The following is a 21,345-nucleotide window of genomic DNA, read 5'->3' as shown; positions in this document are numbered from 1 at the left end:
CCCGCCGGGACCGGAGGAGGGGCTCCCGGCTACAGTGTGAATCCTTTGCCCGTGGTACAGGAACCCGGTGAGATTCCGGGGCGGTTCCGCCACTGTGACACCCCGACGAGGGGTGCAGCCAGACACTGGCCCGGGCAGTCCGACCGCCGACGGGGCGAGAACCCCGAGGGAGGAGCCCGGCCATGACGGTCCGGATCGCTCTGCTGTCCACGTCCGACACCGACCTGCTGTCCGCGCGGGCCAGCGGCGCCGCCTACCTGTGGGCCAACCCGTCCCGCGCCTCCGACGCCGAACTCACCGGCGCCGTCGGGCGCGCCGACCTCGTGGTGGTGCGCCTGCTGGGCTCCTCGCACGACCTGTGGCCCGGTCTGGCCGCCGTCCGCGAGCGGGGCACGCCCCTGGTGGTCCTCAGCGGCGAGCAGCAGCCCAGCGCCGAGCTCATGGAGCACTCCACCGTGCCCATCGGGGTGGCGACCGAGGCCCACCGCTACCTGGCCGAGGGCGGTCCGGCCAACCTCGGCCGCCTGCACGCCTTCCTGTCGGACACCGTGCTGCTGACCGGGGAGGGGTTCGAGCCCCCGTCGGCGCTCCCGCCGTGGGGCTTCGCCGAGCGCGAGCGGCCGCACGGCCAGGGCCTCCCCGAGGTGGGAATCCTCTACTACCGGGCCCACGAGGCGGGCGGCAACACGGCGTTCGCGCACGCCCTGGCCGACGCCGTCGACGCGACCGGCCGGGCCGTGGGCGTCCCCGTCTTCGCCGGGTCGCTGCGCTCGGCCCCCGACGACCTCTACGAGGCGCTCGGCGGCTTCGACGCCCTGGTGGTCACGGTCCTCGCGGCGGGCGGCAGCGTGCCCGCGTCCGCGAGCGCGGGCGGCGACGACGAGGCCTGGGACGTGGAGCGCATGGCCGCCCTGGACGTCCCCGTCCTCCAGGGCCTGTGCCTGACCAGCTCACGCGCGGACTGGGAGGGTTCCGACGACGGGGTCACCCCGCTCGACTCGGCCACCCAGATCGCCATCCCCGAGTTCGACGGCCGCATCATCACGGTGCCGTTCTCCTTCAAGGAGATCGACAGCGACGGGCTGCCCCGCTACGTCGCCGACCCCGAGCGCTGCACGCGGCTGGCCGGGACCGCCGTCGCCCACGCCCGGCTCCGGCACGTGCCGCCCGCCGAGAAGCGGATCGCCGTGGTCCTGTCCGCCTATCCCACCAAGCACGCGCGCATCGGCAACGCCGTCGGGCTCGACACCCCCCGCTCCCTGGTGCGCCTGCTGCGCCGCCTGCGCCGGGAGGGCTACGACCTGGGCGCGCCCGACGCCCTTCCCGGCCTGGACCTGCCCGACGAGACCGAGGCGGGCGACGCCCTGATCCACGCCCTGATCGCGGCGGGCGGCCAGGACGAGGACTGGCTGACCTCCGTCCAGCTCACCGAGGCCCACGTGCGCATCACCCCCGAGCAGTACGCCGCCTGGACCCGGGACCTGGACCCGGCGCTGAAGGAGGCGATGACCGAGGCGTGGGGCGCCGCACCCGGCAAGCTGTACGTGAACGAACAGGGCGAACTCGTGCTGGCCGCCCTCCGGGCGGGCAACGTCGTCGTGCTGGTCCAGCCCCCGCGCGGTTTCGGCGAGAACCCGATCGCGATCTACCACGACCCCGACCTGGCCCCCAGCCACCACTACCTGGCGGCCTACCGCTGGCTGGAGCACGGGTTCGGCGCGCACGCCGTCGTGCACCTGGGCAAGCACGGCTCCCTGGAGTGGCTGCCCGGGAAGAACGCCGCGCTCTCCGCCGGCTGCGCCACCGACGCGGCCCTGGGCGACCTCCCGCTGGTCTACCCGTTCCTGGTCAACGACCCGGGGGAGGGGGCCCAGGCCAAGCGCCGGGCCCACGCCACGGTCGTCGACCACCTCATCCCCCCGATGGCCCGGGCCGAGAGCTACGGCGACATCGCACGCCTGGAGCAGCTCCTCGACGAGCACGCCAACATCGCGGCGATGGACCCGGCCAAGCTGCCCGCGGTCCGCGGCGAGATCTGGGCCCTGATGCGCGCCGCCGAGATGCACCGCGACCTCGGTCTGGACGAGCGGCCCGGCGACGAGGAGTTCGACGACTTCCTGCTGCACGTCGACGGCTGGCTGTGCGAGATCAAGGACACCCAGATCCGCGACGGCCTGCACGTGCTGGGGGCGGCGCCGGAGGGCACGGCCCGGGTGAACCTGGTCCTGTCCGTGCTCCGCGCCGCCCAGGTCTGGGGAGGCGTGGGCGGCGCGGTGCCCGGCCTGCGGGCCGCCCTCGGCCTCAAGGAGGACGCGCCCACCCAGGAGGTCGACGCGGTGGAGGCGCTGGCACGCGGCCTCGTCGAGCGCATGGAGGCCGCAGGGTGGGACCCGGCGGCCGCGCAGGACCTGCACGACGACCCCGGGGTGCGCCGCGTCCTGGAGTTCGCCGCCGAGCAGGTCGTCCCCCGGCTGGCCCGCACCACCGACGAGATCGACCACGTCCTGCACGCCCTGAACGGCGGTTTCGTCCCGGCGGGCCCGTCCGGCTCCCCGCTGCGCGGACTGGTCAACGTGCTGCCGACCGGCCGCAACTTCTACACGGTCGACCCGCGCGCGGTCCCCTCCCGGCTCGCCTGGCAGACCGGCCAGGCCATGGCGGAGTCCCTGCTGCGCCGCCACCTGGACGAGACCGGCGCCTACCCGGAGTCGGTCGGCCTGTCGGTGTGGGGCACCTCCGCGATGCGCACCTCCGGCGACGACATCGCCGAGGTCCTGGCCCTGCTCGGGGTCCGGCCCGAGTGGGACGAGGCCTCCCGGCGGGTCGGCCGGCTCCACGTGGTGCCGCTGGAGGAGCTGGGGCGTCCGCGCATCGACGTCACGGTGCGCATCTCCGGCTTCTTCCGCGACGCCTTCCCGCACGTGGTCGCCATGCTGGACGACGCGGTCGGCCTCGTCGCCGGGCTCGACGAGCCGGACGAACAGAACTACGTGCGCGCCCACACCAACGCCGACCTGGCCGAGCACGGCGACCGGCGCCGCGCCACCACCCGGATCTTCGGCTCCGCCCCCGGCTCCTACGGCGCGGGCATCCTCCAGGTCGTGGAGTCCGGCAACTGGCGCGACGACCGCGACCTCGCCGAGGTCTACACGGCCTGGGGCGGTTTCGCGTACGGCCGCGACCTCGCCGGCGTGCCCGCGGCCGACGACATGCGGACCAACTACCGCCGGATCAAGGTCGCCGCGAAGAACATCGACAGCGCCGAGCACGACATCGCCGACTCCGACGACTACTTCCAGTACCACGGCGGCATGATCGCCACCGTGCGCGCCCTCAGCGGGGCCGACCCCAAGGCCTACGTCGGCGACTCCACCTCGCCCGACGCGGTGCGCACACGGCCCCTGGCGGACGAGACCGCCCGCGTGTTCCGGGCCCGGGTGGTCAACCCCCGCTGGATCGCGGCCATGCGGCGGCACGGCTACAAGGGCGCCTTCGAGCTGGCCGCGACCGTCGACTACCTGTTCGGCTTCGACGCCACGGCCGGGGTCGTGCACGACTGGATGTACGAGAAGCTCGCCGCCGAGTACGTCCTGGACGCCGAGACCCAGGAGTTCCTGCGCCGCTCCAACCCCTGGGCGCTGCACGGCATCGTCGAGCGCCTGCACGAGGCCGCGCGGCGCGGGCTGTGGGCGGAGCCGGACCCGGCCACCCTGGAGGCCCTCACCGAGGTCTACCTGGAGGTCGAGGGGGACCTGGAGGAGCGGTCCGAGTGAGGGTGCGGATCCTGGGGATCGGCATGGGCCCCCACCACGTCACCGGCGAGGTCGCCGAGGCCCTCCGGGACTGCGACTACGCGGTGGCCGTCGACAAGGGGGCGGACGACGGGCTGCTCGCCCTGCGCCGGGCCGTCTGCGACGCCTTCGGCGTCCCGCTGGCCACCGTGGCCGACCCCGAGCGCGACCGCGACGACCCCGCCGACTACCCGGCGGCGGTCGCCGACTGGCACGAGGCCCGCGTGGCCGCCTTCGAACGGGTGCTCGGCGAGCGCGGCGGCACCGCGGCCTTCCTGGTCTGGGGCGACCCCTCGCTGTACGACTCCACCCTGCGGATCGTCGCGCGGATCGCCGAGCGCGGGAACGTCGGCGTGGACTACGACGTGCTGCCCGGGATCAGCGCGCCCCAGGTCCTGGCCGCCCGGCACCGGATCGTGCTGCACGAGGTCGGCCGTCCGGTGCACGTGACCCCGGCGCGGCGGCTGGGCGAGGCCGTCGAGGCGGGGCAGGACAACATCCTCGTCATGCTCGGCGGACGGCACGGGTTCGAAGGCCTGGAGGACTGGTCCCTCTGGTGGGGGGCCAACCTGGGCGCCGACTCCGAGGAACTGGTCGCCGGACGCGTGGGCGAGGTACTGCCCGAGATCGCGGCGGCCCGCCGGAGGGCCAGGGAGAGGGCCGGCTGGATGATGGACACCGCGCTGCTGAGGAGGCCGGAGTGACAGGGCTCCTGGTCGCCGGGACCACCTCCGACGCGGGCAAGAGCGTGGTCACCACCGCCCTGTGCCGGGCCTTCGCCCGCCGGGGCGTGCGGGTGGCGCCGTACAAGGCGCAGAACATGTCCAACAACTCGATGGTCTGCCACGGCCCGGACGGGCGCCCGGCGGAGATCGGCCGCGCCCAGTGGGTGCAGGCGCTGGCCGCCCGCGCCCTCCCCGAACCCGCGATGAACCCGGTGCTGCTCAAACCGGGCAGCGACCGGCGCAGCCACGCCGTCCTGCTCGGCCACCCCGCCGGGGAGGTGTCCTCCTCCGACTGGGAGGCGGGGCGGCGCCACCTGGCCGAGGCCGCGCACGCCGCCTTCGACGACCTGTCCGCGCGCTACGACGTCGTCGTCGCCGAGGGCGCGGGCAGCCCCGCCGAGATCAACCTGCGCGCGGGCGACTACGTGAACATGGGCCTGGCCCGCCACGCGGGGATGCCCGTGGTCGTGGTCGGCGACATCGACCGGGGCGGGGTGTTCGCCGCGATGTACGGGACGGTGGCGCTGCTGGAGCCCGAGGACCAGGCCCTGATCGCCGGTTTCGCGGTCAACAAGTTCCGTGGCGACCACGCCCTGCTCCGGCCGGGGCTGGACGATCTCGAACGGATCACCGGCCGCCGGGTGTTCGGGACCCTGCCGTGGGACCCGGGGCTGTGGCTGGACTCCGAGGACGCCCTCGACCTGGAGGGACGGCGGGCCGACGGGGAGGCGGCGCTGCGGGTGGCGGTGGTGCGCCTGCCCCGGATCAGCAACTTCACCGACGTGGACGCGCTCGGCCTGGAACCCGGGCTCGACGTGGTCTTCGCCTCCGGTCCGCGCGACATCGCCGACGCCGACCTCGTGGTGCTGCCGGGCACCCGTTCCACCCTCGCCGACCTGGCCTGGCTGCGCTCGCGCGGACTGGACACGGCGATCACCGGACACGTCCGCCGCGGACGCCCGCTGCTCGGCGTCTGCGGCGGCTTCCAGATGCTCGGGCACACCGTCACCGACCCCGAGGGGGTCGAGGCCGCCCCCGGGGCGTCCGCCGAGGGGCTGGGCCTCCTCGACGCGCGCACCGAGTTCACCGCCGACAAGGTCCTCCGCCTGCCGGAGGGGAAGGCCCTGGGCGCGCCCGCGAGCGGTTACGAGATCCACCACGGCCGGATCACGGTGGGCGGGGGCGCGGAGGAGTTCCTGGGCGGGGCGCGTTCGGGCAACGTCTTCGGGACCATGTGGCACGGCAGCCTGGAGGGCGACGCCTTCCGGGCGGCCTTCCTCGCCCGGACGCTGGGGTACGGGCCGTCCGGGACGGACTTCCCCGCGGCGCGCGAGCGGCGCATGGACCTGCTCGCCGACCTGGCGGAGCGGTACCTGGACGTCGACGCCCTGCTCGGGCTGGCCCTCGACGGGGCTCCCGCCGGTCTGGCCGTGCTCGGTCCGGGAGCCTCCCTCCCGTCACCCTCCACCACCCTCAACGGACGGCCTGCGGCCGCGGTGCCTCCCTCTTCGTCACCCTCCACCACCCTCGACGGACGCCTTCGGCACAGCCCTTCTTCTGTGCGGCTCCTGCTCCTGGGGGGTACGTCCGAGGCCCGTGAACTGGCCGCCCTGCTGGTCGGGGCGGGCGTGGACGTGACCACGTCGCTGGCCGGCCGGGTGGCCCGGCCGCGCCTGCCGGTGGGGAAGGTGCGGATCGGCGGGTTCGGGGGAGTGCCCGGACTGCGCGCCGCCCTGGCCGACTACGACGCGGTCGTGGACGCCACCCACCCCTTCGCGCTCGGCATGACCGCCAACGCGGCCGCCGCCTGCACGGACCTGCCGCTGCTGCGGTTGGAGCGGCCGGGGTGGGAGCCCGACCCGGCCTGGCACCACGCCGACACCCACGAGGAGGCGGCTGAGCTGGCGGCCGGGCTCGGCGAGCGGCCGTTCGTGACGGTCGGCCGCCAGGAGCTGGCCCGCCTCGTGCCCGCCCTGGGCGGGCACGCGGTCCTGGCCCGGGTGGTGGACGTGCCCGGACTCGAACTCCCCGCCGCCTGGCGGCTGGTGACCAGCCGGGGGCCGTACCACCTCGACGGTGAGCTGGAGCTGATGGCCGGGCACCGGGCGGACGTGCTCGTCACGAAGGACTCCGGGGGAACCTACACCTGGCCGAAGATGGAGGCCGCCGCCCGGCTCGGCGCCCCGGTCGTGGTGGTGCGGCGCCCGCCCGGCCCCCGGGGCGTGCCCACCGTCCACGACGTGGCGGACGCCTTCGACTGGGTGACCGGCCTGGGCGGGTCCCCGAGGGAAGTCCCCCGGGTCAACCCCTGAGGGCGATGCGTGCCCGGGCGTCGGCCGGACAACCCCCTCTCCCCCGGCCCGGCGCTCCCGGGACCCGTCGGGACCGCCGGGACCGCCCGCCGACGACCCGGCCACCGCCTTCATCCCGGTGAGCGCTCCGGAACGCGCCGGACGCCGCGGGGGCGACGAAGGGTCCTGTGGATGACCCACTCGGCCACCACCATGTTGATCGCCCACCCCGCTCCCATGAGCAGACCCCTGCTGAGCTCGTCGTACTCACCGACCAGGAGTGTCCAGGGCACGTGGGTCAGCACCTGCGTCCCGGCCCCCTGCCCGATCGCGTAGGCGCGGATCATCCAGGCGCCGTGCCGGGCGAACTCCCGGCGCCGCGCCGCCACGAAGCCCAGGACCAGGGCTGCGGCCATGGCCGTCCCGAGCACCAGCCGCTGCACAGTGAGGAAGCCCGTGTCGATCGCCGGAACCGCGTAGAACAGCGTCATCCACACTCCCGACAGCGCGGCGATCAGCCCCAGGGGGACGAGTATCCGGCCGGAGACCCTGTGCCAGCGGGGACGTCGGCGGCGCAGTGTCGAGGAGAACTGGAAGGCGCCCAACAGGCAGTAGGGGCTCGCGGTGAGGATGTGCAGCACGACGGGCAGGGGCGAGGCGGCGAAACGGGCGTTGTCGGCGGTGACCGGCGCGCCGGTGGCCAGCTCGCCGAGGCGGAAGGCCCCGGCGATGAGGGGGACGACGCTCAGCACGATCAGGAGGGCGATCACGGTCCACTCGGCCCGGGCCGGGGGTCTCACGGTGGTGGTCATGCCCCGATCGTGGCCGTCGGGAGGGGGCCCGCACATCGGAGGAGGGGCCCGGTTCCGCTCGGCCGAAAGTACGGGTGCCGCACCGTACTACCGGCCCCGGCGCCCCCGCACGCGGCCGGTCTCGTAGGCCCACATGGCGATCTCGACGCGGTTGCGGGCCCCGAGCTTGGCCATCAGGCTCGTGATGTGGGTCTTCACCGTGCTCAGCGCGATGTGGAACTCCTCGCCGATCTCGGTGTTGGTACGACCGTGCGCCACGGCGGCGAGGACCTGCTCCTCCCGGCCGGTCAGGGGCTGCAGGGGCTGGGCCGGGGGCCCGGTCGGCCCGGAACCGGCGAACGCGTCGAGCAGCCGGGCGGTCACGCTCGGGGCGATGAGCGCCTCACCCGCCGCGGCGGCGTGCACGGCCCGGGTGAGCAGGTCGGTACCGGCGTCCTTGAGCAGGAACCCCCGGGCACCCGCCCTGAGGGCGGCGTAGACGTACTCGTCGAGATCGAAGACGGTGATGACGACCACGGCGAGGGGGTCCTCGACCTCCGGTCCGGCGAGGGCGCGGGTCGCCTCCACACCGTCGAGGACGGGCATCCGGATGTCGAACAGGCACACGTCCGGGCGCAGCCGCCGCCCCAGTTCCACGGCCTCGCGCCCGTCGGCGGCCCGGCCGACCACCTCGATGCCGGGTTGGGCGTCCAGGATCATGGACAGGCCGGTACGCACGATCTCCTGGTCGTCGGCCACGACCACCCGGATACTCACGCGGGCGCCCCCGAACGGGGCAGCACGGCGGTCACGGTCCAGCCCCCGTCAGGGTTCGGGGCCGCTTCGCAGGTGCCTCCGAGCAGTTCGGCGCGCTCCGCCATGCCGATGATCCCGTACCCCGGCGGAGCGGCCGGTCGCAGGCGGCCGGTGTCACCGTCGTCGCTCACACTCAGGCGCACCGAGGCGTCGTCGGCGTCGACGCGGACCCTGACGAGGCCGGCGTCGCGGGCGTGGCGCCGGGCGTTGGTGACCGACTCCCGGGCCAGGCGGTGGAGAGCGGCCGTGACCGCCGGTGCGAGGTCGTGGAGAGCGCCGCCGATCTCCACCTCCACGGCCGGGCCGGGTCCGGCCCGGCAGGCGAGTTCCTCCAGGTCACCGAGGTGAGGGCTGGGCGCCCGTTCGGCGGGTTCGCCCCGGCGCAGGGCGCGGACCATGGTGCGCATCTCGCCCAGGGCGCGCGAGGCCTCGGACTCGATCACCGCGAGGGCCTCGACGGCGGCCTCCGGCCTGGTCCGGGCGACCGCCTGCCCGGCCTGGGCGCGGATCGCCATGGCCGAGACGTGGTGGGCGATGGTGTCGTGCAGTTCACGGGCGATGTCTTCGCGTTCGAGCAGTCGGGCGCGGTCGATCTCGCGCGCCCTGGCCCTGCCCCGGTACCGCAGCGCCGCGCCGAGGGCGCCGGTGGCGAACAGGACGGCGGCACCGCCCAGGAGGTCCGCCGCCTGCGCCGCGTCGAGGAACAGGTCGACGGAGGAGGACAGGAGGACGATCGCGGCCCCCGCCGCGACCTCCCTGCCGGACCCCCACCGCACCAGCGCGTAGGGCAGTGCCAGGAAGTACACCGTCGTGTACATCTGCCCGGCCCCTCCACCGGTCGCCAGGGTGAGCACGATCGCGCTGCCGAAGACCGCCGCGACCACGAGCAGCGGGCGGGTCCGCCGCCACAGCAGGGCGGGGGCCAGGCCGGCGACCACCGCGACGGTCGGGACCGGCCAGGGCAGGTCCGGCCGCAGGGCGCCTTCGGTCAGCGCCGCCAGTGCGCACACCACGACGAGGGCCCCGTCCCACCACGTGGGCCCCCGAGCGCCGGGAGGGCGGGGTTCGTTCCACAGGGAACGGAGTAAGCCGTGCACGGCATCAGGCTAGCCGGACCGCTCCTCCGGCGGATCGGCCGAAAGTCGGAGGAGAGGTCGCCCGGGTGGACGTTCCGCTACTCCGCAGACAGGGCGGCGAGCAGCTTCCGTGTGGTCTCGGGCGGGCGCACGGCCACGCGCACCCAGTCGGCGTCCAGACCCGGGAAGGTGTCGGCCCGGCGTACGGCGATGCCCTGTTCGCGCAGCCGCGCGTGGACCCCCTCGCCCGCCTTCACCAGCACGAAAGGCGCCCGGGAGGGCACGAACCCGATCCCCGCTCCGCGCAGCCCCGCCTCCAGGCCGGTGCGCCACTCACCGAACTCCGCCGCGCGGCGCTCCGCCTCCGCGCCCGCCTCCTCGCCCGTGCAGGCGACGGTGGCGGCGATCGCGGGCGCCGACACCGACCAGGGCGTCTGCACCCGGGCCAGACCGCGCACGACGGCCTCGTCGCCGACCGCGTACCCGGCGCGGATACCCGGGACCGACCAGTGCTTGGTGAGACTGCGCAGCACCACCAGGCCCCCGATCCGCTCACCGGCCAAGGACTCCGGCTCCCCGGGCAGGGCGTCCATGAACGCCTCGTCCACCACGACCAGCCGGCCGGGCCGGCACAGCCCGCGCAGCGCCTCGGCCGGGTGCAGGACACCGGTGGGGTTGGTGGGGTTGCCGACCACCACCAGGTCCGCGTCCTCGGGGACGGCGGCGGGATCGAGGGCGAAACCCCGGCTCTCCGGGCAGAGCACGGCGGTGACGGTGTGCCCGGCCTGCTCCAGGGCGGCGTGCGGCTCGGTGAACTGGGGGTGCACGACGACGGGCCGACGCCACGGCCGCAAGCGGGCGACCAGGGTGAACGCCTCTGCCGCGCCCGCCGTCGGCAGGACCTCGGCGGGCCGCCGCGCGTGCCGGCGCGCGACGGCCTCGCGCGCGGGCGCGGGGTCGGGGTAGACGTCCGCGTGGTCCAGGCTCTCGCGCAGGGCCCGGTCGAGCCAGGCGGGCCGTTCCCCCGGATAGACGTTGACCGCGAAGTCGAGCATGCCGCCGCGCGCCTCCACGTCGCCGTGGTGGCGCAGCGGGTCGGCCACCGGTCCGGCGCCGGGGACGGCCGCCGTCCGGGCGGCGGGGGAGGGCACGGCGGGAGCCGGAACCGGAGCCGGTGCTCTGTGCACGGCCTCGGCGAACCTCGCGGCGAGCTGCGGGTGCCCGGCCCAGTGCACGTGCAGGTAGGAGGCGTGCAGGGTCGGGGAGGCGAAGCCCTCCGGCGAGCCGTCGACCACCCAGGCCGGGTGGTCCCCGTGCCCGGGTGTGAGCGCCGTGCGGTGGAACTCGTGGCCGGTGACCCGCTCCCCGGCCCGGGTCAGCAGCGTGTCCCCCGGCGAGACCGCCTCGGGGTAGCGCAGGGTGAGCCGCTCCGTCATGCGGGCGACGGCCGGGACGGCACCCGCCATGGCGTGGCCGTCGAGCGCGCCGGCGAGGTAGAGCAGGCCGGCGCACTCGGCGACCGTCGGGACCCCGCCGCGGACCGCCTCGCGCAGCTCGGCCAGCAGGCCCCGGTTCGCGGCGAGCTCGCCCGCGTACACCTCCGGGAAGCCGCCGCCCAGGTAGAGGCCCCGGGTACCGGCCGGCAGGCCGGCGTCCTCCAGGGGGTCGAACGCGACGACTTCGCACCCGGCGGCCGTGAGCAGCTCCTCGGTCTCGGTGTAGCGGAAGGTGAAGGTCCGGCCCCCGGCCACGGCGACCACCGGGCGCGGGCCCGCGCCCGGGCCCGCCACCTCCGCGGCCGGGTCCCAGGGGCGGGCGTCCAGCGCGGGCGCGGAGCGGGCCGCCTCCAGCAGCGCGTCCAGGTCGACATGGCCCGCGATGTGCTCGCCGAGCCGCTCGACCACCCGTGCCGAGTCCTCCCGCTCCGACGCCGGGACGAGCCCGAGGTGGCGGGACGGGCTGGCGATCCGCTCGTCGCGGGGGATCACGCCGAGGACCGGCAGGCCGACCGAGCGGGTGATCTCGGCGACGTTGCGCGCCGAACCGGCCTTGTTGAGGAGCACGCCGACGACCTCGACCGCCGGGTCGTAGGCGGCCATGCCCGCCACCAGCGCGCCCACCGACCGGGACATGCGGGACACGTCCACGACCAGGACCACGGGCGTGCGGGTCAGGGCCGCGACGTGCGCGGAGGAGGCGAAGCCGTCGGCGCCGATCCGCCCGTCGTGCAGCCCCATCACCCCTTCGACGACGGCCGCGTCCGCGCCCCGGGCCCCGTGCAGGAGCAGCGGCGCCACCCGCTCCTCCCCGACCAGGTGGGGGTCGAGGTTGCGGCCGGGACGGCCGGTGGCCAGGGCGTGGTACCCGGGGTCGATGTAGTCCGGGCCGACCTTGTGGCCGCTGACGGCGAGCCCGGTGTCGCGGAGCGCGGCCATCAGGCCGGCGGCGACCGTGGTCTTGCCCTGCCCGGTCATGGGCGCGGCGACCATCAGCCTCGGCAGGGCCGTCGGCCGTGCCGGGGGCGCCGGCCGGGGCGGCCCCGTCGGCCCCGGGGCCGACGGGGTCCTCACCACTCGATCCCCCGCTGGCCCTTGCGGCCCGCGTCCATCGGGTGCTTGACCTTGGTCATCTCGGTGACCAGGTCCGCCGCCTCCAGGAGTTCGGGGGCGGCGCGGCGGCCCGTGACGATCACGTGCTGGCGGCCCGGACGGTCGCGCAGGGCGGTCACGACGTCCCCGACGTCGACCCACCCCCAGTGGATCGGGTAGGTGAACTCGTCGAGGATGAGCAGGTCGTGCGTCTGCTCGGCGAGCCTGCGCTTGATCTCCGCCCATCCCTCGGCCGCGTCCGCCGCGTGGTCCTCGTCGCTGCCCCGGCGGCGGCTCCAGGACCAGCCCGAGCCCATCTTGTGCCACTCCACGGGACCGCCCTCGCCGGTCTCCTCGTGCAGCCTCCCCAGGCGTTCGAGCACGGTCTGCTCGCCGATGCGCCACTTCGCCGACTTCACGAACTGGAACACCCCGATCCGCCAGCCCTGGTTCCAGCCGCGCAGCGCGAGCCCGAACGCGGCGGTCGACTTGCCCTTGCCGTCCCCGGTGTGGACGGCGAGCACGGGCTGGTTGCGGCGCTGCCGGGTGGTGAGCCCGTCGTCGGGGACGACGGACGGTCTGCCCTGGGGCATCAGGCGGCCCTCTCTCTCACGGCGTTTCCCAAGGCGTCGGCGCTGACCTCGTCGACGGGCAGGTGTTCGGCGCCCATGCGGGCGGCGAGGGCGGCGGCCAGGCCCAGGCGCAGCGGGCCGGACTCGCCGTCCACGACGACGGTGGCCACACCCAGGCCGGCGACGTGGTCGGCGGCCTGCAGCGACCGGCCGACCGCTCCCCGTCCGCCGGTGGCCCGGCCGTCGGTCACCAGGACGAGCAGGGGGCGCTGCCTCGGGTCGCGCAGGCGCTCGCGCCGCAGGACCCGGGCGGCCTCCAGCAGGCCCTCGGCGAGCGGTGTGCGCCCCCCGGCGGGCAGTGCGTCCAGGCGGGCGGCGGCGGTGTCCACCGAACGGGTCGGGGGCAGCACCAGGTCGGCCGCCGTCCCCCGGAAGGTCACGAGCCCGACCTTGTCGCGGCGCCGGTAGGCGTCCAACAGCAGGGACAGGATGGCGGTCTTGACCTCGCCCATGCGCTTGCGCGCCGCCATGGAGCCGGAGGCGTCGACGCAGAACAGCACCAGGTTGCTCTCCTGGCCCTCGCGCACCGCGACGCGCAGGTCGCCGGGGAGCAGGCCGATCCGGCCGCCGCCGTGCGGGCGGGAGGCCGCCGCCCTGACGGTCTCGACCAGGTGGAGCGGGCCGCCGGAACCCCCGCCGGGCGGTGCTGCCCCGATCCGGCGGCCCCGGGCGCCGAGGGCGCGGCTGCGCCGGCCGTCGGCGCCGGTCCCCGTGCCCCGCGCGGTGAACGTCCGGGGGCGGTAGGGGGCGCCCGCCCCGACCGTGGTGCCGGCCGTGGGCTCGGGCCCGGCCCCGTCCCGCTCGGCGTCCCCGCGGTCCCGGGGGGCTTCCGCCTCCCGGGCGTTCTCCGGCCCACGGGGCGGGACGGAGGACCGGTCCGGTTCGCCGGCGCCGACCTCCGGGGGCCGGGAGGGGGCCCCGTCCGCGTCCTCGGGGGCGCCGTCCCCGCCGTCCCCGCCGTCATCGGCGGGGGAAGCGGGGTCGTCGGAGCCGGTGGGGCCGTCGGAGCCGCCCGGCGGCTCGGGGCCGTCCGGCGGCGGCTCCTCGTCCCCCAGGACGCGGTCGAGGAGCTCCTCGTCGAGGCCCGGCGCGTCGAAGGGGTTGCGCCGGCGCCGGTGCGGCAGGGCCAGCAGGGCCGCGCGGCGGATGTCGGCCAGGGAGACCGAGGTCCGGCCCTCCCAGGCGGCGTGCGCCAGGGCCGTGCGCGCGGTCACGATGTCGGCGCGCAGGCCGTCGACCTCGAACGCCGCGCACACCTGCGCGATCTTCAGCAGCGCGGCGTCGGACAGCCGGGCGCGCCGGGCCGTCTCCCGGGCCGCCGCGATGCGCTCGGCGAGGGCCTTCTCGGCCCGGTCGTAGCGTTCGGAGAAGGCGGCGGCGTCGGCGTCGTAGGCCATGCGCCTGCGGACCACCTCCACGCGTGCGGCGGGGTCGGAGGGCGCGGCGACCTCGACGGTCAGCCCGAACCGGTCCAGGAGCTGCGGGCGCAGCTCGCCCTCCTCGGGGTTCATCGTCCCGATGAGCAGGAAGCGCGCGGCGTGCTCCACGGAGAACCCGTCGCGCTCCACGGTCACCCGGCCGGTCGCGGCGGCGTCCAGGAGGAGGTCGACCAGGTGGTCGTGGAGCAGGTTGACCTCGTCCACGTAGAGGAGGCCGCGGTGGCCGCGCGCCAGCAGCCCGGGTTCGTAGGCGACCCGGCCGTGCGTGAGCGCCTGTTCCAGGTGCAGCGAGCCCAGGACGCGGTCCTCGGTGGCGCCCACCGGCAGTTCGACCAGGCGCACCGGGCGGCGCTCCACGGCCGTGCCGGGAGGGAAGGGACCGTCCGGCGACTTCTGCGCGGGGTCGGCGGGGTCGACGGAGAAGCGGTCGCCCCGGTAGACCTCGACCGGGGGCAGGAGGGGGGCCAGGGCCCGCACCGCGGTGGACTTGGCGGTGCCCTTCTGGCCGCGGACCAGGACGCCGCCGATCTCGGGGGAGACGCTGGCCAGGACGAGGGCCAGGCCCAGGTCGTCGAGCGGTTCGGCGTCGCAGCCGACGATCGCCGAGAAGGGATAGTGGGACGTCCGCAATGGCATGTGAGGCTCCCGCTCGTTTCGCCATCGGTCATGGGCGGGTGCGGGGCCGGTCTTCGGACTCACCGAGTCCTCCTGTACGGAGGCTCGGCTCACCGCAGCGGGCCTGTGCCGGATTCTCACCGGGCTTCCCAGATTCTCCCCGGACGCCGTCCCCACCGTTTCCGATGGCTGGGCAGCCGGGGCACCTCGCACCTTCGGCCGCCACGATAGCGTCCTGCCCATGAAGGTCGAGATGTCCCCTCCCCGAATCACCGTCGTCGGCATCGGCGCCGACGGCTGGCCGGGCGTGCCCGAGAGGCTGCGCGGGCTGGTCCTGGCGGCCGACACGGTGCTGGGCGGGCCCAGGCACCTCGCCATGCTGCCGCGGGCACCGGGCCAGCGGCGCCGGGCCTGGCCCTCCCCGCTGCGCGAGGGCCTGCCGGACCTGCTCGCCTCCCTGGAGGGCCGCGCCGTCGTCGCACTGGCCTCCGGCGACCCCCTGGTCTCGGGCATCGGCAGCACGCTGATCGACCTGCTCGGAGCGGACGCGGTGCGCGTGGAACCGGCCGTCTCCTCGGTCGCCCTGGCCCGCGCCCGGATGGGGTGGCCGGCGGAGGGGAGCACGGTGCTGTCCCTGGTGGGGCGAGACCCGCACCTGCTGATGCGCGACCTGGCCCCGGGACGCCGCGTCCTGGTGCTCTCCTCGGACGCCGCCACCCCCGGGACGGTCGCCGCCCTGCTGGTCGGAGCGGGCTACGGCGGCAGCCGGATGACCGTCCTCGGCGACCTGGGGGCGGCCGGGGAGTCGCGGTCGGCGAGCAAGGCCCGCGACTGGCTCGGCTCCCCTCCGGAGGAGGTGCCCCGGCTGCACGTACTGGCGCTGGAGCTCTCCGGGCCGACGGGCCTCGGACTGGTCGCCGGGCTGCCCGACGACGCGTTCGAGCACGACGGCCAGCTCACCAAGCGGGACCTGCGCGCCTCGGCGCTGGCCCGGCTGGCGCCCTCCCCGGGGCAGCACCTGTGGGACGTGGGCGCGGGCGCGGGCTCGGTCGGCATCGAGTGGATGCGCGCCCACCCCTCGTGCACGGCCACGGCGGTGGAGGCCGACGCCGGGCGCGCCGAGCGGATCGGCCGCAACGCCGACAGGCTCGGCGTCCCGGGCCTGCGCGTGGTCGCCGGCCGTGCGCCGGACGCGCTGGAGGGGCTGGCCCCGCCCGACGCGGTGTTCGTCGGCGGCGGCGCGACCCGGCCCGGCGTGCTCGACGCCTGCCTGGAGGCGCTGATACCGGGCGGCCGACTCGTGGTGCACGGGGTGACGCTGGAGACCGAGCGGCTGCTCGCGGACGCCTACCGGCGCCACGGCGGGGAGCTGACCCGCACCGCCGTGGAGACCGCCGCGCCCATCGGCGCGTTCACCGGATGGTCCCCCGCCCGCACCGTCACCCAGTGGAGCCTGGCCACGTCACCCGGAAGCGCCTGACGAGGGGGCGGCGCCCCTGGGCCGCGCGGGGTCGTACAGGTAGGACTCACCGCCCCCCTCGGGGTCGAGCGCCCACCCGACCAGGACCACCGCCGCCTGCCGGAGCCCCGCCTCCTCCACCAGGCCGGCGACGGTGGAGACCGTCCCGCGCAGCACCGCCTCCTCCGGCTGGCTGGCCCGGTACACGACCACCGCGGGACAGTCCGCGCCGTAGGCGGGGACGATCTCGGCCATGAGCTCCCGCACCCGCCGGATCGCCAGGTGCAGCACCAGCGTGGCCCGCGTCGCCGCGAACGCGCCCAGCGCCTCGGTCTCCGGCATCGCCGTCGACCGGGCGCCGGTCCGGGTCAGCACCACCGACTGGGCCACCAGCGGCACGGTCAGCTCTCGGCCCACCAGCGCCGAGGCGGCCGCGTAGGCGGGCACCCCCGGCGTGACGTCCCACGGGACCCCGTGCGCGTCGAGCCTCCGGGTCTGCTCGGCCAGCGCCGAGTACAGCGAGGGGTCCCCGGAGGTCAGCCGTACGACGTCCCGGTCCGCGGCGTGCGCGGCGACCAGGCGTTCGGTGATGCGGTCCAGGTCCAGACCCTGGGTGTCGACCAGTTCCGCGCCGGGGGCGCAGTGGGAGAGGACCCCGGGGTCCAGGTACGTGCCGGGGTAGAGGACGACGTCGGCCGCGTTGAGCATGCGCGTGGCGCGGACGGTGAGCAGGTCGGCGGCTCCGGGCCCCGCCCCCACGAAGTGCACGGTCACGGCTGCACCCACCTCGGCGTCCAGACCCGGCCCGCCCCGGAGACGCGGGTGCCGGAGGCGCCGACGATGAGCAGGCAGCGCATGTCGACTCCGGCGGGGTCGAGCTCCCCGAGCGTGGTCACCGCCAGGGACTCGCCCTCCCTGCCGACGCTCCGTCCGACGACGACCACGGTGTCGGGCTTGCGGTGCTCCAGCAGGACCTCGCGGGCGGCGGCGACCTGCCCGGTCCGCGAGCGCGAGGCCGGGTTGTAGATCGCCAGCGCCAGGTCGGCCTCGGCGACGGCGCGCAGGCGCCGTTCGATCACCTCCCAGGGCTTGAGCCGGTCCGACAGGCTCATCACCGCGAAGTCACCGCCGACGGGGGCGCCCGCCCGGGCGGCGACCGCCTGCACGGCGCTGACGCCCGGCAGCACCCGGACCGGGACGTCCCGGTAGGCGGGGTCCTCGGCCGCCTCGAACACGGCGGTGGCCATGCCGAACACACCGGCGTCCCCGCCCGAGACCACCGCCACGCTCTCCCCGTCGCGGGCGAGCCCGAGGGCGAGGCGGGCGCGGTCGATCTCGACGGTGTTGCCGGAGGCGTGCCGGGTCAGGCCGGCCCGCTGCGGGACCCGGTCGACGTAGGGGCCGTAACCCACCACGTGGTCCACCCCGGCCAGCGCCGCGGAGGCCTCGGGGGTGAGCCAGCGGCCGGGACCGGGCCCCAGGCCGACGACCAGCAGCTCGGCGGCAGGGCCGGCGGGCTCCACGGCCGCGGGTTCCGGCAGGGGCCGGTCGCGCGACCTCCTGCCGTTGCGGCTGTCCCCGGTGACCAGGACCAGGGAGAAGTAGGGCACCGTCGCCGGATCGACCTCGGCCACGGGCAGCCGCCGCTCCCCGTCCATGGAGGCGCGCTCCACGTACACGGCGTGCTCCAGCCGCCCCGCGGACTCCAGCGCCCGGCGCACGGCGGGGAAGGTCCGGCCCAGCTTCATGACCACCGCGGCGTCGGTGTCGGCCAGCCGGCGGGCCAGCTCCGGCTCGGGGAGGGTTCCGGGCAGCACGGTGAGCACGTCGGTCTGCCGGGCCAGCGGGGCCGCCGCCACCGCCGTGGCCGCGGCGAACGCCGGGACCCCGGGCACGATCTCCGTCTCGTACCGCTCGGCCAGCCGGTCGTGCATGTACATGTACGAGCCGTAGAACAGCGGGTCGCCCTCGGAGAGGAGCACGACGTCGCGGCCGGCGTCCAGGTGCGCGGCCAGCCGGGCGGCGGACTCCTCGTAGAAGTCGGCCAGCACCCCCGTGTACCCGCCCGGGTGGTCGGTCGCGCCGGTGGTGACCGGGTAGGTGAGCTGTTCCTCGACCGCCGAACCGGGGATCAGCGACGCGGCGATGCGGCGGGCGTTGGACGCCTTGCCGACCCCGGCGTGGTAGGCGACGACGTCGGCCGCGGCGATGAGCCGTGCGGCCTTGAGGGTGATCAGCTCGGGGTCGCCGGGGCCGACGCCCACCCCGTGGAAACGTCCGGTCACTCCTCCTCCTTGGCGAGTGCGTTGAGAGCGGAACAGGTCATCGCGGAGCCTCCGCGGCGGCCGCGGGCGGTCACGTAGGGGATGTCGGCGCCGAACCGGTCGCCGAACTCCGTCAGCGCCTGCTTGGACTCGGCGGCCCCCACGAAACCGACGGGGCAGCCGACGATCGCGGCCGGGCGCGGCGCCCCGTCGGCCAGCATCTCCAACAGGTGGAAGAGGGCGGTGGGCGCGTTGCCGACGGCGACCACGGCGCCCTCCAGGAACGGTTCCCACAGGGAGACCGCGGCGGCGCTGCGCGTGGTCCCCCACTCGGCGGCGAGGCCGGGTACGCGTCCGTCGCCCAGGAAGCAGAGCACCTCGTTGTCACACGGAAGGCGGCTCGCGGTCACACCGCTGGCCACCATGCGCGCGTCGCACAGGATCGGCGCCCCGGCACGCAGGGCGGAGCGCGCCGCGGACACCAGGCCGGGGTGGACCACCAGGTCCCCGGCGAGGTCGACCTGGCCGGTGCCGTGGATCATCCGCACGGCGAGCCGCTCCGCGTCGGCGGGCAGGTGCCCGAGCTCGGCCTCCTCCCGGATGACGGCGAAGGAGTCCGTGTAGATCGCGGGCCCGTCGTCGATGTAGTCGTAGTGCCGGCCCGGCCGGCGTGGGGCGGTCACCGCGCCTCCCCGGGGGCGGAGCCGGGCTTTCCGGGTACCAGGACGCCGCGCCAGGGTGTGACGACGAGTTCGCCGGACCCGGCGGCGAGCGCCTCCGCGGCGAGGGCCTCGGCGGCCGGACGGTCCAGGCCCTCGTCGGGCACACGCACATGCCGTGCGCCCCCGGGCAGCGGGCCGTACGGCAGCGGCGGGGCGGGAGGCGGGAGCCGCCGGTCCGGTTCCACCGGCCCGGCCAGCGGCGCCGGGAGCTCGGCGACGTGCCACGGCGCCGTGGGCCCCTCCCCGCGACGGTCCAGGAACGCGTCCGCCAGGCGCAGGAGCGCGGCGGGCGCCTCGTCGACCGGCACCAGCGGGCCCCAGCTCTCGCCGATCCTCAGCTGGGCGACGCCCTCGTCCAGGGCGACGAGCCCCAGGTCGCACGGGTGGCCGATCAGGTCGCCGCGCCCGTCGTCCAGGACGAACAGGAAACGGCCGGGCAGGTCGGCGCGGCGCGGGACGGAGCACAGCATCGTGTCCAGGTCCGAGGCGACGGGTCGCAGGTCGGCCCGGCCTCCGCCCGGTCCGGTCCCGGCGGGGCCCGCCGTGCCCGTGCCCGTGCCCGGGGAGACCATCACGTTGCGGACGAGTTCGTGGCTGACGGAGGGCAGCAGGCCGGTCTCCGCCAGGGCCCGGACCACCTCGGGCCCCAACCGCCCCGCGTTTCCCGGCAGCGCGCGCAGTTGCAGGTTCGCGCGGCCGGTGACGTGGACACGGCCGGAGCCGTACCGGTCGGCCACCGCGGCGAGGGCGCGCAGCGAGGAGGCGCCGACACGGCCGCCGATGAGCCGGAGCCTGACCAGCAGGCCGTCCTCGGCGGGCCAGGGTCTCAGCACGCCGGGGCAGCGGTCACGGCGCGTACGGCGCGTGGAGGGGGGAGAACCGGGCGGGGACATGCGCGTCCTTCGGGTCAGGGACTCGTTCGCGGAGCCCGCGGATGACTCGGCGGACCGTGGCCGCCGGTGCCAGCAGGTCTTCGGACTCGGATTCGACCGGTGCGGAGCGCCTTCCCGGAGCCGTGCTCCAGTGGCTGTCCCGGGGAGTGCTCCCCGGACGTGCCCGCCCGTCATCCTCACCGCTGCGCGTCAGTCCCGGATTCCCACCGGGTTCCCTGACCCCACCAAGTGGAGTTCGACTGGCCCGACGAGGGTACCCCGACCCCCTCCTGCCTGCTCCGGGGGACGTCGCCTTGCCGTGCCGGCCTCCGGCGGCGGCCCCGGGCGGTCCGGCCGGGGCGGACCGGGCGACCGGCCCCGCCCCCGGGCCCGCAGACCGGATGACCGGACGACATGAAGGGGCCCCGCCCCCCGAGGAGGGCGGGGCCCCGACCGCGCGGACACGGGGACGGGCCGCGGGACGGCCGCACGGGGTCCTCGCAGGTCAGTCCTCGGCGCGCACGTCGACGACCTCGCCGGCCGCGTCGAGGATCACCTCGTACTCCTGGCCGCCGGCGTCGAGCACCTCGGCGTCCCAGCCGTCCCAGCCGTCCTCGTCCTGGCGCTCGACCTCGACGGTGCGGGCTCCCTCGCCGACCGCCTCGGCGGCGTTCGCGGACACCGTGTCGCGGTCGGCCTCGGTCTGCCCGCCGGTGTTCTGCCACGGGGCCGGGCCGTCGTCGGTGTCCCGGAAGGCCAGCCCGTTGATGGTGTACACGTCGGCGTCGTCGCGGTCGTCGTCGGCCTCGTAGCGCACGCCCAGCGTCACCTCGGTGCCCTCCAGGCCGCGCAGCTCGTCCAGGAGCGGCTGGACGGTGCCGTTGCCGTCGAAGTCCTCCAGCTCGGGGTCGGTCAGCAGCCACTCCTCGGGGCCGAAGTCGACCTCGACACCGGACACCGTCCAGTCGTCGGTGTCGTCGCCGTCGCCGTCGTCGTCACCGTCGGCGCGCAGCTCGCCCACGAGCTGCTCCAGGCCGTCCACCGACTGGGTCGAGGGGGGGTTCTGCCCCGACGCGTCCCCCCCGCTCGCCGAGGGGGCCGAACCGGAGGTCACGCCGGTGAGCTCGATCGAGTCGACCTGCTGCTCGGGGTCGTCCACCACGAGGTAGCCGATCGTGCCGACGGCCAGCAGCCCGGCCGCGGCGGCGGAGGAGAGGAGGATGACGGTGTTGCGCTGCATCGGCGTTTCCTTTGCTCGAAGGTT

General features: G+C 75.9%; 15 protein-coding genes, 1 pseudogene and 3 riboswitches. Of the genes and pseudogenes, 5 read left to right on the top strand and 11 right to left on the bottom strand.

Going from position 1 to position 21,345, the window contains the following annotated elements; translation table 11 throughout:
- The first annotated feature begins 10 nt into the window (after positions 1 to 10).
- Positions 11 to 148, top strand: a riboswitch (cobalamin riboswitch).
- A 34-nt stretch (positions 149 to 182) separates the two neighbouring features.
- The 4 genes and pseudogenes from cobN (at position 183) to ACFQBR_RS13460 (ending at position 6,828) form a co-directional block, all read left to right on the top strand.
- Positions 183 to 3,773: a cobaltochelatase subunit CobN gene (gene cobN / locus ACFQBR_RS13475; RefSeq protein WP_378553471.1), complete on the top strand. Its 3,591-nt coding sequence runs from the start codon at positions 183 to 185 to the stop codon at positions 3,771 to 3,773.
- The gene (gene cobF, locus ACFQBR_RS13470; protein WP_344180448.1) at positions 3,770 to 4,495 is read left to right on the top strand and encodes a precorrin-6A synthase (deacetylating); all 726 of its coding nucleotides are present in this window, start codon (positions 3,770 to 3,772) and stop codon (positions 4,493 to 4,495) included. Before cobN ends, cobF begins: the two co-directional genes overlap by 4 nt.
- Positions 4,492 to 5,901, top strand: a pseudogene (locus tag ACFQBR_RS13465) (cobyric acid synthase); the annotation flags it as partial. The gene cobF and the pseudogene ACFQBR_RS13465, both read left to right, overlap by 4 nt.
- 174 nt (positions 5,902 to 6,075) lie before the next feature.
- On the top strand, positions 6,076 to 6,828 hold the full coding sequence (locus ACFQBR_RS13460) for a cobalt-precorrin-6A reductase (protein ID WP_344180454.1): 753 nt from the start codon (positions 6,076 to 6,078) through the stop codon (positions 6,826 to 6,828).
- 110 nt (positions 6,829 to 6,938) lie between these two features.
- On the opposite strand, the gene ACFQBR_RS13455 is transcribed toward ACFQBR_RS13460, so the two are convergent.
- The 6 genes from ACFQBR_RS13455 to ACFQBR_RS13430 all read right to left on the bottom strand — a co-directional run bounded on the left by ACFQBR_RS13455 (position 6,939) and on the right by ACFQBR_RS13430 (position 14,785).
- Entirely contained in the window at positions 6,939 to 7,619 is a 681-nt protein-coding gene (locus ACFQBR_RS13455; RefSeq protein WP_344180447.1) for a DUF2306 domain-containing protein, read from the bottom strand.
- An 87-nt stretch (positions 7,620 to 7,706) separates the two neighbouring features.
- Complete coding sequence (locus ACFQBR_RS13450; RefSeq protein ID WP_267946768.1) at positions 7,707 to 8,375, bottom strand: response regulator transcription factor; 669 nt, start codon at positions 8,373 to 8,375, stop codon at positions 7,707 to 7,709.
- On the bottom strand, positions 8,372 to 9,511 hold the full coding sequence (locus ACFQBR_RS13445; RefSeq protein WP_344180444.1) for a sensor histidine kinase: 1,140 nt from the start codon (positions 9,509 to 9,511) through the stop codon (positions 8,372 to 8,374). Before ACFQBR_RS13445 ends, ACFQBR_RS13450 begins: the two co-directional genes overlap by 4 nt.
- Before the next feature lie 77 nt (positions 9,512 to 9,588).
- Positions 9,589 to 11,979 carry a cobyrinate a,c-diamide synthase gene (locus ACFQBR_RS13440; RefSeq protein WP_344180442.1) on the bottom strand — a complete coding sequence of 797 codons (2,391 nt, stop codon included), beginning with the start codon at positions 11,977 to 11,979 and terminating at the stop codon, positions 9,589 to 9,591.
- Positions 11,980 to 12,056: 77 nt separating this feature from the next.
- Positions 12,057 to 12,671 (bottom strand): cob(I)yrinic acid a,c-diamide adenosyltransferase, encoded by a 615-nt coding sequence (cobO, locus tag ACFQBR_RS13435; RefSeq protein ID WP_344180440.1) that lies wholly within the window; start codon positions 12,669 to 12,671, stop codon positions 12,057 to 12,059.
- Complete coding sequence (locus ACFQBR_RS13430) at positions 12,671 to 14,785, bottom strand: VWA domain-containing protein (protein ID WP_378553465.1); 2,115 nt, start codon at positions 14,783 to 14,785, stop codon at positions 12,671 to 12,673. The genes cobO and ACFQBR_RS13430 overlap by 1 nt, the downstream gene beginning before the upstream one ends.
- Positions 14,786 to 14,812: 27 nt before the next feature.
- Positions 14,813 to 14,949: riboswitch (cobalamin riboswitch) on the bottom strand.
- 56 nt (positions 14,950 to 15,005) lie between these two features.
- Between ACFQBR_RS13430 and cbiE the strand changes: the two genes are divergently transcribed.
- Positions 15,006 to 16,244, top strand: a complete 1,239-nt coding sequence (gene cbiE, locus ACFQBR_RS13425) for a precorrin-6y C5,15-methyltransferase (decarboxylating) subunit CbiE (protein WP_267946762.1) — start codon at positions 15,006 to 15,008, stop codon at positions 16,242 to 16,244.
- Here the strand turns inward: cbiE and ACFQBR_RS13420 are convergent.
- The 5 genes from ACFQBR_RS13420 to ACFQBR_RS13400 all read right to left on the bottom strand — a co-directional run bounded on the left by ACFQBR_RS13420 (position 16,227) and on the right by ACFQBR_RS13400 (position 21,321).
- Complete coding sequence (locus ACFQBR_RS13420; protein ID WP_344180438.1) at positions 16,227 to 17,009, bottom strand: cobalt-precorrin-4/precorrin-4 C(11)-methyltransferase; 783 nt, start codon at positions 17,007 to 17,009, stop codon at positions 16,227 to 16,229. The two genes, cbiE and ACFQBR_RS13420, sit on opposite strands and share 18 nt — an antisense overlap.
- Positions 16,994 to 18,508: a precorrin-2 C(20)-methyltransferase gene (locus ACFQBR_RS13415; protein WP_344180436.1), complete on the bottom strand. Its 1,515-nt coding sequence runs from the start codon at positions 18,506 to 18,508 to the stop codon at positions 16,994 to 16,996. The genes ACFQBR_RS13420 and ACFQBR_RS13415 overlap by 16 nt, the downstream gene beginning before the upstream one ends.
- Complete coding sequence (locus tag ACFQBR_RS13410) at positions 18,505 to 19,170, bottom strand: precorrin-8X methylmutase (protein WP_344180434.1); 666 nt, start codon at positions 19,168 to 19,170, stop codon at positions 18,505 to 18,507. The genes ACFQBR_RS13415 and ACFQBR_RS13410 overlap by 4 nt, the downstream gene beginning before the upstream one ends.
- A complete protein-coding gene (locus ACFQBR_RS13405; RefSeq protein WP_344180432.1) occupies positions 19,167 to 20,102 on the bottom strand; it encodes a nitrite reductase in 936 nt (311 codons plus the stop codon). The genes ACFQBR_RS13410 and ACFQBR_RS13405 overlap by 4 nt, the downstream gene beginning before the upstream one ends.
- Before the next feature lie 54 nt (positions 20,103 to 20,156).
- Positions 20,157 to 20,360, bottom strand: a riboswitch (cobalamin riboswitch).
- A 226-nt stretch (positions 20,361 to 20,586) separates the two neighbouring features.
- A complete protein-coding gene (locus ACFQBR_RS13400) occupies positions 20,587 to 21,321 on the bottom strand; it encodes a PepSY domain-containing protein (RefSeq protein WP_344180430.1) in 735 nt (244 codons plus the stop codon).
- Between the last annotated feature and the right edge of the window lie 24 nt (positions 21,322 to 21,345).

This window comes from Nocardiopsis tropica (genome assembly GCF_042660575.1).
GTDB classification, from domain to species: domain Bacteria; phylum Actinomycetota; class Actinomycetes; order Streptosporangiales; family Streptosporangiaceae; genus Nocardiopsis; species Nocardiopsis tropica.
This window is presented reverse-complemented; position numbering and strand designations above follow the sequence as displayed.